The sequence below is a fragment of the Streptomyces sp. NPDC007205 genome, from assembly GCF_040634095.1.
GTDB lineage: Bacteria > Actinomycetota > Actinomycetes > Streptomycetales > Streptomycetaceae > Streptomyces.
The window spans coordinates 44863-58209 of record NZ_JBEYEW010000003.1; the positions used below are offsets into that span (position 1 = coordinate 44863).

General features: G+C 68.1%; 11 protein-coding genes and 2 pseudogenes. 4 read left to right on the top strand and 9 right to left on the bottom strand.

Going from position 1 to position 13347, the window contains the following annotated elements; translation table 11 throughout:
- Positions 1-241: 241 nt before the first annotated feature.
- The 7 genes and pseudogenes from ABZ624_RS06580 to ABZ624_RS06610 all read right to left on the bottom strand — a co-directional run bounded on the left by ABZ624_RS06580 (position 242) and on the right by ABZ624_RS06610 (position 6630).
- Positions 242-1393, bottom strand: coding sequence for a site-specific integrase (locus tag ABZ624_RS06580; protein WP_360083303.1), 1152 nt, complete (start codon positions 1391-1393; stop codon positions 242-244).
- Positions 1393-1575 carry a helix-turn-helix domain-containing protein gene (locus tag ABZ624_RS06585; RefSeq protein ID WP_030642747.1) on the bottom strand — a complete coding sequence of 61 codons (183 nt, stop codon included), beginning with the start codon at positions 1573-1575 and terminating at the stop codon, positions 1393-1395. Before ABZ624_RS06585 ends, ABZ624_RS06580 begins: the two co-directional genes overlap by 1 nt.
- Positions 1568-2869 carry a replication initiator gene (locus ABZ624_RS06590; RefSeq protein ID WP_360084047.1) on the bottom strand — a complete coding sequence of 434 codons (1302 nt, stop codon included), beginning with the start codon at positions 2867-2869 and terminating at the stop codon, positions 1568-1570. The genes ABZ624_RS06585 and ABZ624_RS06590 overlap by 8 nt, the downstream gene beginning before the upstream one ends.
- 476 nt (positions 2870-3345) lie before the next feature.
- A pseudogene (locus ABZ624_RS06595) lies at positions 3346-3906 on the bottom strand (DUF2637 domain-containing protein); the annotation flags it as partial.
- Positions 3907-3940: 34 nt separating this feature from the next.
- Complete coding sequence (locus ABZ624_RS06600; protein ID WP_360083305.1) at positions 3941-5317, bottom strand: FtsK/SpoIIIE domain-containing protein; 1377 nt, start codon at positions 5315-5317, stop codon at positions 3941-3943.
- Positions 5317-5673: a hypothetical protein gene (locus ABZ624_RS06605; protein WP_360083307.1), complete on the bottom strand. Its 357-nt coding sequence runs from the start codon at positions 5671-5673 to the stop codon at positions 5317-5319. The genes ABZ624_RS06600 and ABZ624_RS06605 overlap by 1 nt, the downstream gene beginning before the upstream one ends.
- A 168-nt stretch (positions 5674-5841) precedes the next feature.
- The gene (locus ABZ624_RS06610) at positions 5842-6630 is read right to left on the bottom strand and encodes a GntR family transcriptional regulator (protein ID WP_360083309.1); all 789 of its coding nucleotides are present in this window, start codon (positions 6628-6630) and stop codon (positions 5842-5844) included.
- Positions 6631-6739: 109 nt separating this feature from the next.
- Between ABZ624_RS06610 and ABZ624_RS06615 the strand changes: the two genes are divergently transcribed.
- The 4 genes and pseudogenes from ABZ624_RS06615 to ABZ624_RS06630 all read left to right on the top strand — a co-directional run bounded on the left by ABZ624_RS06615 (position 6740) and on the right by ABZ624_RS06630 (position 8338).
- Positions 6740-7147 (top strand): NUDIX hydrolase, encoded by a 408-nt coding sequence (locus tag ABZ624_RS06615; protein WP_360084049.1) that lies wholly within the window; start codon positions 6740-6742, stop codon positions 7145-7147.
- Positions 7148-7193: 46 nt separating this feature from the next.
- Complete coding sequence (locus tag ABZ624_RS06620) at positions 7194-7622, top strand: ATP-binding protein (RefSeq protein ID WP_360083311.1); 429 nt, start codon at positions 7194-7196, stop codon at positions 7620-7622.
- Positions 7616-8012 (top strand): annotated as a pseudogene (locus ABZ624_RS06625) (hypothetical protein). The gene ABZ624_RS06620 and the pseudogene ABZ624_RS06625 overlap by 7 nt, the downstream one beginning before the upstream one ends.
- A gap of 53 nt (positions 8013-8065) precedes the next feature.
- Complete coding sequence (locus ABZ624_RS06630) at positions 8066-8338, top strand: hypothetical protein (RefSeq protein WP_360083313.1); 273 nt, start codon at positions 8066-8068, stop codon at positions 8336-8338.
- On the opposite strand, the gene ABZ624_RS06635 is transcribed toward ABZ624_RS06630, so the two are convergent.
- Positions 8283-10172, bottom strand: a complete 1890-nt coding sequence (locus tag ABZ624_RS06635; RefSeq protein ID WP_360084051.1) for an IS481 family transposase — start codon at positions 10170-10172, stop codon at positions 8283-8285. The two genes, ABZ624_RS06630 and ABZ624_RS06635, sit on opposite strands and share 56 nt — an antisense overlap.
- Positions 10173-11067: 895 nt before the next feature.
- The gene (locus ABZ624_RS06640) at positions 11068-12297 is read right to left on the bottom strand and encodes a hypothetical protein (RefSeq protein ID WP_360083315.1); all 1230 of its coding nucleotides are present in this window, start codon (positions 12295-12297) and stop codon (positions 11068-11070) included.
- Positions 12298-13347 lie beyond the last annotated feature (1050 nt).

A 13347-nucleotide genomic window follows, 5' to 3' on the forward strand; every position in this document is an offset into this window, starting at 1 on the left:
GATGCGTGAGCGGACTGCCCGATACAGCGCGTCATGATCCGGATCAAGTGGCTCGCCGCGCGGCTCTGACCAGGGGAAACAGCACCGCGCGGCAGCGCCAGGCATCCCCCGGCAAGGATTCGATCCCACTCCTAAAGCGGGTGTCGCAGGTTCGAATCCTGCCGGGGGCACCAGGGAAAAGGCCACCTACCGATCTTGGTAGGTGGCCTTTGACATCCACTTTTGACATCAACGGGGGCGGTCACTGACGACCGGGGCGCCTCCGCAGCAGACGGTCCATGTGGCTCATGGCCTCGCGCTGGGTGTCCTGCACGACGTGCGTGTAGACGTCCATGGTGATGCTGATCTGGGAGTGGCCGAGGATCTCCATCACGACGCGGGGCGCGACTCCGGCCGCCGTGAGGAGGGTGGCCGTGCCGTGACGGGCGTCGTGTAGCCGGATGACGCGAAGGCCGGCGGACTGGGCGACGCGGGTGAAAGAGCGGTAGAGATTGCGCGGCTCGACCGGGCGACCGGTCCGGGTGGTGAAGACGTAGGCCGAGTCCTGCCACCGCTCCCCCGCCTTCGCGCGAGCAGCTGCCTGCCGCATGCGATGCCAGCGCAGAGGCGCGATGCAGAGGGCAGGGAGCGGGACGGCTCGGCGACGACGGCTCTTGGGGTCATCGTCGTACAGGACGCCACGGCGCCGCTGAGTCTGCTGGCGGACGTACAGGACCCGGTTTTCGAGGTCGAGGTCCGACCAGCGAAGGCCCACGATCTCTCCCCGGCGGAGCCCCATGGCGATGGCCAGCACGAAGGCCGCGTAGAGCGGGTCTTTGCGAGCAGCGGCGAGGAAGTCGAGGGTTTCGTCCAGAGTCCAGGGGCTCAGCGCCCGCTCCTTGATCCGGGGCGGCTCGACGAGCTTCGCGACGTTGCGGGTGATCAGTTCCTCTCGGCAAGCCGAGGACAACGCCGACCGCAGTACGCGGTGAGCCTCCTTGGCCGTGGCTGCGGTCGCCTCGTTCTCCAGGCGGACGAGGAAGCAGCGCACGTCGGCGACGCCCAGCGATTCGAGCCGCTTCGCTCCGAGGAGCGGCACCAGGTAGAGCCGGACGTGCGCCTCGTACTTGTCGTACGTGCTCAGCTTCCGCCGGGGCTTGATGACGTTGTCCAGCCAGTACGGCAGCCACTCGGAGAGCTTGGCCGAACGGGTCGGCACGGGCACGCCCTGGTCGACCTTGTCGAGCAGTTCGCGGCGCTTGGCGTCGCACTCGGCCCAGGTCTTGCCGTAGGCGAACTTGCGGGCACGGGTGCCGTCCGGCTGGAGCACGTAGACCGCACATTGGAAGCGGCCGTCCTTGCGCTTCGTGATGGTGCCGGCGCCGTTCGGGTTGCGCTTGCGCTGCTGGGCCATCAGGCGGCCGCCTCCAGTTCGTTGGTGATGTACTCGCGGACGGCCCGTGCCGGGATGCGACGGCAGCGGCCGATGGTGATCGAGGGAAGACGCCGGGAGCGGATGAGGTCGTAGACCGTGGAACGGCCGACCTTCAGCCGCTCCATCACGTCCGGCACCGTCAACAGCTCGTCGTCACGCACGGGTCGGCTCTCCTTCCGTTCCGGGGGATGGTTCGAGGGATGCGGCAAGCCAGGCTTCGGCGTCGGACAGGCCGGTGCCGGCGAAGACCCAGTGGGCGAGGACGTACGTCGTCTCGGTCTCCGGGCCGTTGGCTGCTGCGGCTTGTGCTCGGCGCCATTCGGCGCGGGCGTCGCGGAGGGCGCCGAGGGTCGTGGAGTAGCGGCGGGACTTGGTGGAGAAGTGGCCGCGGAAGCCGAGCATGTGGGCCCAGGCCCGCAAGCGGAGGTGTTCCAGGTCCTTCCGCGCGCCGAGCGTCCAAGCCGTTCGGATGAGGCGGCGCGCGTGGTCGCTGATGTCGAGCTGGGCGAGTTCGGCGGCGAACTTCAGCGGGCGGTCGAGGGCACCCGTCGCGGTCTCGGCTCCCTTGGTGGCGTACTTGGCGATGTACGCCGCTACGGCCCGCTCGGTCAGCTCCTGGCCGTCGTTGAAGTCGGCGGAGCGGATGGTGCGGACGTCGAGTTGGCGGCCGAAGGTGAAGGTGTGGGCGCGGCCGTCGATGACCGGGCCGTCGACGCGGACCTTGGCGGCGGCGGCCTCGACGGCGTCGGTGAGGAGTTCGGCCGTTGCCCAGGCCGGGGGCGGGGTGTCTCCGCCGCTGGGGCCGTCGAGGCGGATGACCGCGTGGAAGTGGACGGCTCCGCGCTTTTGGTACTCGGCGACCTTGGCGAAGGACACGCGCGCGTGCTCGCGGAACCGGCGCTGGGACAGGCCCGCCCGCTTGGCGACCTCTCGGCGCAGGTAGACGGAGAAGCGCCGCCAGAGCTGCCCGGCATGGGCGTTCCACAGGACGGCCGCTTCGTAGTCGTAGGTGTCCGGGTCGAGCGGGGTACCAAGAACGTCATCGTCCTGGTCGTGGTCGGTGCCGCAGCGGCAGGGGCGGCCGTCGGTGCGGCGGTTGTGGACCGGGCCGAAGCCGGGGGCGGTGAAGGTGGCGAAGACGCGGGGGTGGGCGGCGACGTGTTCCGGGGTGCCCTTGCCGCCGCGCAGTCCGGCGGTGATGAGGTGGAAGGTGTCGCGGCGGTAGACCTCGGCGCAGGCCGGGCAGCGGGTGGTGCGGCGGTTGTTGCAGCGGACGAGGAGTTGGCCGGCCGGGAGGGCGGTCGAGTCGAGGTGGTGGAGCACGCGGCCGATCTCGCCGGTGGTGGTGTCGATGTCGTACTCGGTGCGGTGGCCGTCGAGGCGGATCGGGTTGGTGCAGCCGCCGAGCCCGGAGAGCTGCCGGAGGGTACCGGGCAGGGTGCCGTCTTCGGCCAGCCTTGCGAGTTCCGGGAGCGGGGGCGGGGTGGTGCGGGTGAAGATGGCAGTCTCCTTCTGACTGGATCGGTCAGGGGTGATGGCCCGGGGCGGCCGGATGCTTGGCCGTGTCGTGGCCGCCCCGGGTGCGGTTCGGCTTGTCAGCGCCGGTACTGGTCGCGGAGCAGGGAGCGCACGACGACAGCGGCGACGGCCACGGATATGGCCGTGACGGCGACGGCGGCCAGGAGCGCGGTGAGGACCACGCCGGCCACGAGCACCGTCGCGACCGTCTTCTGATCCACGGAAAGCGACGGGAGGCCGCGTCGGGCGGGAGCCGGGTCGGTGGGTGCGTGGGTGTGGGCGGGCGGCGGGGTGGGGCTGTCCGGGTACTTGGGCAGGAACACAGCGGGCGTCTCCTTATCTACTCGTCTAGGCATGTGAGCACGCTCACGCCGGAGCGCGTGCCGGACTCGATGGCGGGAGCCAGGAAGGTGTGTGGGGGTGTCGATCGGGACGCCGGTACGGGCGTGGTGCTCGGCGGCGACCTTGCGGGCATGGTCGACCAGGGCGGACGGGACGGGTACGGGCGAGGGTTGCGGTGGTGCCTCGATGGCCGGTTGGGCAGGTGGCTCGGACGCGGTTTCGGGCTCGTCCTCCTGGTCCTCGATGACCTCGGCTTCGGAGTCCGTCTTGGGCGCGGTGTGAGCGAGGAGGGTCCCGCCGAGGAAGGCGATTGCGGGCCAGCCCGCGACGAGGATGCGCAGCCAGGCCGGGACGTTGCCGAGGTCGAGGAGGCCGGCGGTGGCGACGTTGGCACCGAGGGAGGCGGCGAGTGCGATGACGAACCAGCACCAGGCCGCCGCTTTGCCGTGCCCGGAGCGCAGTCGACGCCAGGCGGCGACCAGCAGCAGGTCGACGGAGACGGGGTAGGCCCACGCCTTCCATCCGTCCTGTCCGGCGGCCACGGCGACGTCATGGAGGTGGGCGAAGGACAGCGCGGCGGCGATGAGCGCCTGGACGAGCACCGCGTCGACGCGGGCCAGGTGGGCACGCATGATGCGGCTCCTTCCGGAGTCGGGCAGGGGAAGGTCAGTCGGTGACCGGGTGCGGCAGGACGACCGGCGGCGTGCTCTCGACCGGATGCTCGGGCACGTCGGGCCGGAAGGGCTTCAGGGCGGGGAGGTCGGGCACCAGGTGGGCCGACTCGTGGCAGGTCTTGGCAGCGTCGCCGAGGGAGAGGTACGGCGTGCGGATGCGGGACCAGCCGCCGGAGGTGTCGCCCGCCACGGCCAGCCCGGGCCGTTCCGGGGCGATGGAGCAGGCGGCGGAGACCGCTTCAGGGGCGATGTCGCCCAGAGCCATCTTGGCGGAGGCTTCGTCGTTGACGCGGTGACAAACGCGGCCGGTGAGCTGGGCGCGGAGCATCGTGGCACCCTTGCCGAGTTCGGCGCCGAAGCGCTGCCCGCACACTTCCAGGTAGATGCCGGCGGCGCGGCCGAGCTGGGCGAGGCGGATGAGCTGGGTGACCATCTCGTCGCGTCGCTCCTCGTCCTTCTTTGTGGCGACCATGAAGAGTTCGGCCACCTCGTCCACGAACAGCACTACCGGCACCGGGCGTTCATGCTCCGGCAGGCCCCAGATGTCGGAGGTGATTTCCTCGTCCGGGGTGCCGGGGGCGATGCCCTGTCGGGCCTTGATCAGGTCGTACCGGTCCTCCATTTCCTTGACCAGCACCGGCAGCAGCTCAGCCGCCTGTTCCGGGTCGGTCGCGAGTGCGGAGAGCCGGGGCGCGAAGGGAGCCAGCTCGACACCCCGCTTGCAGTCGATGCCGACGAGGGCGACCGACTGAGGAGCGAGTCCGGCGATGAGGTGCCGCAGGTACATGGACTTGCCGGACAGCGTGGCACCAAGGGTGAGTTGGTGGGGGATGGTGCGGTAGTCGCGGACGAACGGCGTAGCGTCCTCTCGCAGTGCGACCGGCACCTTAAGGAAACCGCCCGCAATCTTGCGCGGCATACGCACCCGCCGTAAGACGTCGTAACCCACGAGCCGCAGCTCGACGACCCCCGGCTTGACGGTGGTGACGTACACGGCGTGAACGCCCCACGCGTGCCGGAGTCGTTCGGCCGAGGCGGCGACGTCGGCGGGTTCCTGGCCCGGCGCCAGGCGGAGGCGTATCCGCAGCCCGGTCGTGGTGGGTCGGATGAGGCCCCGACGTGGCGGCACGGGCCGTACCTCACGCTGCGTCATGGCCTTCACGGCGAGCACCCGCAGCCGGGAGGGCGCCACGGTCAGGCCGCACGCCTCCATGACCGAGCCGTACGAGCTGATCAGCCGGACCGTGGACACCGGAAGACCGACCGTGGACCAGTACGCCGCCGGGTGCTTGGCCCGGGCGTAGGCGGCCCCGCCACCGAGTGCGGCGACAGGACCACCCACTTCCAGAAGCGTCGTCAGGTCGGACATCAGGCGGCGGCCCCGGTCGCGGCCGGGAAGGCGGCCGGAGTGACGGCGGCAGCGCGGTAGGCGATGCCGTGGCGCTGCTGGCCGTTGAAGACGGACTCCCACGGCCGGGCGACCAGACCCGGCAGCGAGACCGGCGCGCCGAGAGCCAGCCCCTCGGAGATGCCGCCCTCCGGAACGGTGACCTTGATCAGCGACGACTCGCCGTCCTCGATGTAGACGACGCCGATGGTCATCAGCGCCTCACCGCTGTTGGTGTCCTTGGCGATCTCACCGGTCTGCCGGTCGCGGACCTTCGGCTCGGGGGCCTCGGTGAGGAGGATCGTCGCTCCGGAGGTCTCCACGCGGATGGTGCGCAAGGCACACTCCTATCTACTCGTCTATACAAGATGGGTTTTGCGAGTCCCTTTGATCGGGATCACGTACCCACCTTGCCACACAACTTGCCCACTCGTCTATACGAGTAAGCGTGTTGGGGTGAACGAGTTCGGAGAAGCGTCCCCGCGCACCACCGCAAATCGTGACGATCAGGTCGCAGGAAGCTGGTACGAGAGGACGTACGCGTCCGCCGCCATCACCGTGTCGCAGACCTCGACGGCCCGGCCCTCGGTGTCGAAGGCCGTCCGGATGAGGTGGATGACCGGCACGCCGGCGGCCAACCGGAGCGTCTTCACCTCTGCGGGTGAGGGCATCCGGGCGCGGATCTCTTCCTCGAAGTGTTCGAGGCGGTGACCCAGCTCTTCCAGGCGGGCGTAGATGCCGCCGGGCCCGGGGTTGGGTTCCGCGATCGGGGTCCCGCGGGCGATGTCGAGCGGGAGGTAGGAGGTGGCGAACTCCACCGGTCGCCCGTCGAGCAGGTACCGGCGCCGACGAGCCAGCACGCGCCGCACTGATCCCAGCCGGGCGGAGACGTCCTGGCTCGCCTTCTCCTCCTTGACCTCCAGGCTGTCCACCTGGGGGTGACTGCCGGCCGCGTCGGCCTCCACGATGAACGCGGACTTGCCCTGCTCCCTGTGTCGCCGGGCGAAGCGGTCCGAGGCGAGCCGCCGCACGGGCGGTCGCGGTCGTACGAAGACCCCCCTGCCGTGCTCGGCGTGCACCAGCCCCTCACCCTGGAGGATGGAGAAGGCGTTGCGGACCGTCATCCGGGACACCCCGAAGTGGTCGACAAGGTCGGCTTCGGAGGGCAGCTTCCCGCCCTCGCGAAATCGCCCACGGTCGATGGCCTCGCGCAGCTGGTCGGCGATCTGCCGGAAGACCGCACGATCGCTCGTGGGGTCGAGATCACCGAGGAGGCCCGAAGGGAGAGGGCTCACGTGAGTACTCCTTTAGGTATCTAGACGAGTGGGCGAGTGTTGTTGCTACGGTGGAGAGCCTAGCCAGCCGAGAGGTCCGAGGAACGTGAGCACTGAACGCCCGCACTCCGTGAGCGTCGCCGGGGTCGTCGTGGACGACCAAGGCCGGGCCCTCCTGATCCAGCGCCGGGACAACGGCAAGTGGGAGCCGCCGGGCGGCGTCCTCGAACGCGAGGAGACCATCCCGGAAGCCCTCCAGCGCGAAGTCCTCGAAGAGACCGGAATCAAGATCGCCCTTCCGGCGACCCTGACCGGCGTCTACAAGAACATGAAGGGCCTGATCGTCTCGCTGGTCTTCCGCTGCGAGGCCGCCGACGGTGTGCCCACCACCGGTGACGAGACCCGCGCACTGCGCTGGGCCACCCGCGAAGAGGTCACCGAGCTCGCCGACGAGGCGTACGCGATCCGAGTCCTGGACGCACTCGACGCGGCAACCCCGCCGGCCATCCGCGCCCACAACGGCGTGAAACTCGTCTAGCCCGAACCCGCTGCACATGGCGGCCTACCAGCACGAAGGAACTTGTATGCACGAGTATACGAGTACAGCCCGGGTCTGGGGACTGAGTTGCCCAGGATTCCCCGAAGAAGTGAGCCGGGCCCGCCGCTGGACCCGTGACATCCTGCGCGGCTCCCCGTTAGCCGAGGACGCCGAACTGATCGTGAGCGAGCTGAGCGCAAACGCGATCCTGCACACGGCCAGCGGCCGGGAGTACGGCAGCTTCCACCTGGCGGTCGCGGTATCGGCTCAGGTGGTCGCAGTGTCAGTCACGGACGACGGCGGTACGGCCACGGCCCCGAAGGTCGAGCACCAGGACCAGGACGCCGAGCACGGCCGAGGACTGGGCATGGTCAGCGCCATCGCCCACCGGATCGTCGTGCACGACAGCGACCAGGGCCACACGGTCACCGCGGAGTTGTACGCGGACGGTCGGTGGGGAGGCCATCCGTGCTGAGCCAGAACACCCGCCGCGGCTTCTGGTGCGAGTGCTGGACGGAAAACCTCACCGAGGCGCAGGGGCCGGCGCTCCTGGCATCTTTCGACGCCTACTCGGCACCACAGGCCGACCGGTGGGTCGCGGTCGCACTTCGCACCATCTCACCAGCCCTGGACTCAGATGCCTCAGATGAGGCATGGGAGTGGCTGCACGACGGCCGTGTCGAGACCAGACGAGCACTGCTACGGTGCGAACCCTGCACGGTGTCGGTCACACACGCTGACACCCGCGTCACCTGGACTATCCGGCCAGTGACCTACCTGCCACTCGCTCATCGTGCACTCAGGGAACCCCCCGCTCTGCGCTCACGACTTCAAGCGTCTGCCTACCACGACCCGTCTCAGCTGATGACGAAGGCCCGGCCTCGCATCTGAAGCCGGGCCTCATGCATGCTCAATCGCATGAGCGCCTACAGCAGCGATCTGGACCTGAACGTCAGCGACACCACCGGCAACGGCGTCGAGGTAGACGTAGCAACGAACCCCCTGAACGGCACCGTGCGACTGTCAGTGCTGTGGACCCAGGAGATCTACCTGCACCCGGACGACGCCGAACGGGTAGCCCAGTCACTGCTACGAGCGGCCGAACACGGCCGCCACATCGCAGAGGCCCGAAGCGTCAAGCATCTACCGGGATCGGACACCACCGGCCCGAGCCTGTCGGATCCCAGCTGATGCCTGACGATCTGGTCCCAGGTGATGCTTGACGGTGGGCCACATGGGAAGCCCCGTGGGGCCTGTTCGCTTTCACGTTACGGACCGGGACGTCGGTCGTGCGCCGGATCACCCGGACCTGGCCGTCCAGCTCGACGCTGATCGTCGTGTCGGACACGTGGACGGTCACGGTCTGCCCTGCGTAGGGGCGGCCGAGGGAGACGACCTGGCGGCAGACCATGACGGTGCCGACCGCGCTGACCCGCCGCTGCACCCGCACGGGCTCGACGCCGGGCCGTGGTGGCGGTCCGGCCGGCCGCAGGCCCCGCAGCTTGCGGACTTCCTCGCCGGTCAGCGGGTTGGGCCGCACCCGCAGCAGCTCCCGCGAGGACGGATCGAAGAACGACAGCGTCTCGTCGTCGATGCGGATGCCCACCTGGCGGCCGCCGAGAATCTCCGCCGCCAGGAGCTGGTGCCCGCCCAGGCCCACCAGGCCGCTGTTGTTCACGACCCGGTCCACCTCGAACGCGGCCCCGTCGCCAGCCGGAAGCGGGGCCGGTCCAGCCGCACGTCCGCCCCGGGCGGCCAGCCGGCCCAGATCCGCCACCGACAAGTGCGACCGCACGGTCTTGATCCGTGTTCCGGCGATCAGCAGATGGATCATGGAGCTGTCGGCCCAGAAGGTCACCGTCAGTCCTGAACGGGCCGGCCCGAGCCAGAACTGCTTGCCCGCGACCTGCAGATTCCCACTCGCAGGCACCACCCGCTCGAACTCCACCGGCCCACCGGGCTCCGCCGGCACCACCTCAGACCGGGCGGCAGAAACAGCCGACGCTTCAGCCGGAGCCAGCTCCGCAGGAGGTGTCCGCTGCTGCGGCACCAGGGCGAGCACTCCGGGGATCTTCAGCCCGAGGACGTCCCGCTCCTGCTCAGCAACCGGGGCGAACCGGTCCCCCGGAGACTGCATGTCCAGCGCCTGATGCGGCCGCGAGGAGTTGTATTCCTCCACCCACGCATCCAGCACCGCCTCGATGCTCTCGAAAGCCCCGCAGTCGTCAAGGAGTTCACGCCGCAGCGTCTGATGGAACCACTCGACCTTGCCCGTCGTGGTCGGCGACGCCGGCTGGGTCAGCCGGTGCGCGATCCCGTTCTCCCGGCAGATCCGGTCGAACAACACCTCACCACCCTGCCCGAACCGGTCGGTGAACTGCTTGCCGTTGTCGGTCAGCACCTCCTCCGGCACCCCGAACCTCTGCAAGGCCCGGGCGAAGGCCGCACACACCGCCCGCCCCGTCGCCCTCTCGACCACCGACGCGATCACGCAATACCGGGAATGGTCATCCACCCCAGTCACGACCTTGGCCTCGGTCAGTTCCCCGGTCACCGGGTCGACCAGCATCACCCCGCCGATGATGTCCATCTGCCACAGCTGCATCGCCCGGTCCCGCTGCCAGCGCTTGTAATCCGACCGCTTCCGGCGCCGCACCCCCGGCTCCACCAACCCGTGACGGACCAGGATCCAATACACGGTCATCCGCGACGGCACCGGATCCACCATCCCGGACCGCTCCAGCACATGAGCGATCCGCCGCGGACCCCACCGAGGATGCTCGCGCCGCAACTCGCACACCGCCGCCTCCACCTCGGCAGACGCCTGATGCGGACACGACGTCGGCCTGCGTGAACGATCCCCCAACCCCGCCAGACCCGAGGCCTCATACCTCGACTTCCACCCACTCACCGTCTGCCGGGACACACCAAGCTGAGCGGCGACCTCCGTCACCGTCGCACCCGCCAGCACCGCAAGCACAGCCCGGCATCTCTGCTCGACAACCGACAACTCCACCAGCGCCAATCCCGGCCTCCCCACACGCGCCGCAACGACGCGCACAGAAAAGCCGATCACGGCCACTGTCAACCATCAGCTGGGACCGAAGTGTCAAGCATCTACCGGGACCGGACACCACCGGCCCGAGCCAGTGAGTTACAACTTTCTCTACTGGTTCAAGCATCTACCGGGACCGGACACCACCGGCCCGAGCCAGTGAGTTACAACTTTCTCTACTGGTTCAAGGCTCGCTTCGCTCGCTGGTCCGGCGGTCAACGGCCCTCTTGGATCATCGCCAACCCGACCGCCGCACCCTCCGCCCAAGCGCATCAACGGCCGCTCCCGACCAACACACCACCGCCACCACGATCCGGCCTCAGGAAGGGAACGACGCAACAGCAGCTCAACCCCAGCACTCCGCTACCAGGGCCACCGCGTACCCCTTTCCACCCGGTTGCCTACTTCCGGTAGGTCGGATCAAGACCCGAGGGCCGCGCCAAGCGCGGCGGCGCCGACCGGTCGCCGCCGCGCCGCCTCACTGTCTTCGCCACCGGCCGCACGTCGCCGCCCGTCCGTCGCCGCACGCAGCGGCCACATTCCAACACGGGCACGGGAACGAACAGTGATACCCAACGGTGCAGGTCAAAGACGCTTTGTTACCGCAAGAGGCCGGATCGTGGTGGCGGTGGCATGCGGGCCGACGCTGCCAGATGCGCGGGCGTTCGTACGGCCCAGTGATCCACGCGCCAGGCCGGCCGGATGGCGGGCGCGGCCATGAGAAGGGGGAGAACCCCTCTGTGGCTGGGGCGGTCGGTTGCGCCGGTGACGGCTCACCCGTGATCAGTAACCAGCGGGTGAGCCACAACCGAACCAGCCAGCCTCACCGGATAGCCCGGAAGAGGGTATGCGGGGCACGGAAACGTTATTTAACAGCCCATGCGTCCCTACGGGTGCCATGGACTGGTTGGTTGATGATCGGGCGTGCGCCGGGCTGTGGAATAATCATGATCCGGTCGACATTGTTGTACTGGTGGGTGTCGATGCGCTGTGCGGTGGCGCTGATGGCCTGCCGGTGCCAATGGGCGAGATTGCCAGTGAAGAGGGTCACCTCCGCCTGCGGCAGGGCCACGCCGAGTTGTTGCTTGCTGGTTCCCCAGGGGCAGGTGGCCATGCCGCCGTACATTACCGCAGTGATCAGGCCCTTCTCGTTGATGGCCCAGCCCGGGTTGGTCACGCCGCAGTCGTCGTAGCTGGCCAGCGGGTCAGGGGCCACCAACTGGCCGTGTTCGGCAAAGTGGAGGCCGTCCCGGCTGGTGGCGTAACGCAGGCGCCACCACGAGTCCATGCCGGGGCCGATCCTGCGATAAGCGGCGATGTACTGCCCGTTGACAAGCTTGATGTCGGCGTCGCCCATGAGGCCGATCAGCCGTACGTAGGTGAAGTGCCTCGGGAAGGCCTCGTAGGAGACAGCCAGGTGCTGCGACCAAGGGCTGTTGTTGACCGAGCCATCGAAGTACATCTCCCACCGCCACCGGTGGTGCCTGTCCTTATAGTGGGAGTTAAAGATCAGCGACGGGCGGCCGCACATGGTGACGCGCGCTCCCCGAATCGTGACCTCGTGCCTACGGTCGGTCAGCTGTGGCCAGTGAACCCCGTCGGGGGAAAGCAGTGTGGAGCACTTATCGACATCCCCTACCGGTCTGGTGGTCATCGCCATGACCCAGTTACCGTCCTGGAGCCTGACCGCCGAGGGATCGTTGACGTGGTCGTAAACGCCGTGACCGATAATTGTCCTGATACCGGAGAAACCATGGGTAAGTGTGTCGTCTCTGGTCCTAGACAGGTAGATCTCGTCGTTCTGCTGTCCTGCGGCGCGCCAGCCACCGAAGTAGACGTTCCAGACGCCGCCCGCCTTGACGGGGTTGGCCGCATACAGATTCGGCCCCCTGACGACCGGGTTGCCGCGGTAGGGCACAAAGAACGCCTGACGCGGGTCTTTGACTGACCGACCCAAATGGAAGACGGTGAACGGATCACCAACCTTCTCCTTGAGAGGGATCAGCCTGGATGATGCCATGGCGGGGGCTGCCAGTAAGCAGACCACCATCACCCAGAGGGAACTAACCGAGAGTAATCGCCGTTTTAACTTCATGCGATCTCCTAGAACCATGTGGCCAGGGCGCAGTCACGGTCGACGGGCAGCCAACTTTTGAACTTATGAGCTGCACCATTCCCCAGCATGTGTTGACTGTCTGCTCACCGCAATCGCTCAGCACATCACCATAACTGGAGATAAATGTCTTGGCACTTTCAGCGGCTGCACCGTCACCGACTGGCTACCCGGGCTGGAGTGCAGCGATCTGACACACTCCGGGGTCGTCTCCGGACCGTACGAGGGGTGTCAACGACGACAGGAAAAGCAGTTGTCGACGGCTCTGCCCCTGGTCAGGAATGGCGCGGTAAGCGCCATTGCAGGTGCTCATCGGCGAACCTATGTTGAGGAACCAGTGAGACAGGCCGCCTGCGGTACAGCACAGAAGTACAGCAACTGTGGGGGCCCCAGGCGTCCGGTCGTGGCTGCTAAGAACCCCGCGACCAGCTAAAAAGATCTCAGCGACCTACCTGCCCATAGTTCGCATCGAGGGACGACCTGACATCCACAGCTGACATCAACGATGCCGGACGGGGGCGTACAACAGCGCCTCTGTCCGGCCGTCGCTCCAGTCGACGGCAGCAGCCGGAACGGGCCCGGATCGAACTCCTAAAGCGGGTGTCGCAGGTTCGAATCCTGCCGGGGGCACAGAGAAACACCCGGTCAGAGGCCCTCCCGTCCGGCAGACGGGAGGGCCTTCGCACTCGCGGTACGCATGTGGCGCACACGTGGCTGCGGGCAACGGTGGGGAGCTGTGCGACATGCCCGCGAAGGACGAACTGGCCCCGCTCCGGTACGAGAAGCTGGTCGAAGGCCGTCCGTCGTGCGAGGCGGGCCGTCGTCTCGGGTGCCACCCGAAGACCCATGTCGTTGACGCAAGACTCTTCGTGTATGACGACCGCGAGGTCTCCAAGGAGAACAGCGAGCTGGCCGCAGGGGATGCTGCTGAGGCCATCGACGCAGAACTCCGAGGCTGCGAGGAGAAGCGAGTACGGTCGGCCGTCGCCGCCCCACCTTTGCTGACGAGCCTGCGCAGCATGCCGGAAATCT

Coding starts and splice junctions, on each gene's coding strand:
- ABZ624_RS06620 (WP_360083311.1), top strand. CDS start 7,194: ATGCACGAGTATACGAGTACAGCCCGGGTCTGGGGACTGAGTTGCCCA.
- ABZ624_RS06630 (WP_360083313.1), top strand. CDS start 8,066: ATGAGCGCCTACAGCAGCGATCTGGACCTGAACGTCAGCGACACCACC.
- ABZ624_RS06600 (WP_360083305.1), bottom strand. CDS start 5,317: ATGTCCGACCTGACGACGCTTCTGGAAGTGGGTGGTCCTGTCGCCGCA.
- ABZ624_RS06580 (WP_360083303.1), bottom strand. CDS start 1,393: ATGGCCCAGCAGCGCAAGCGCAACCCGAACGGCGCCGGCACCATCACG.
- ABZ624_RS06640 (WP_360083315.1), bottom strand. CDS start 12,297: ATGAAGTTAAAACGGCGATTACTCTCGGTTAGTTCCCTCTGGGTGATG.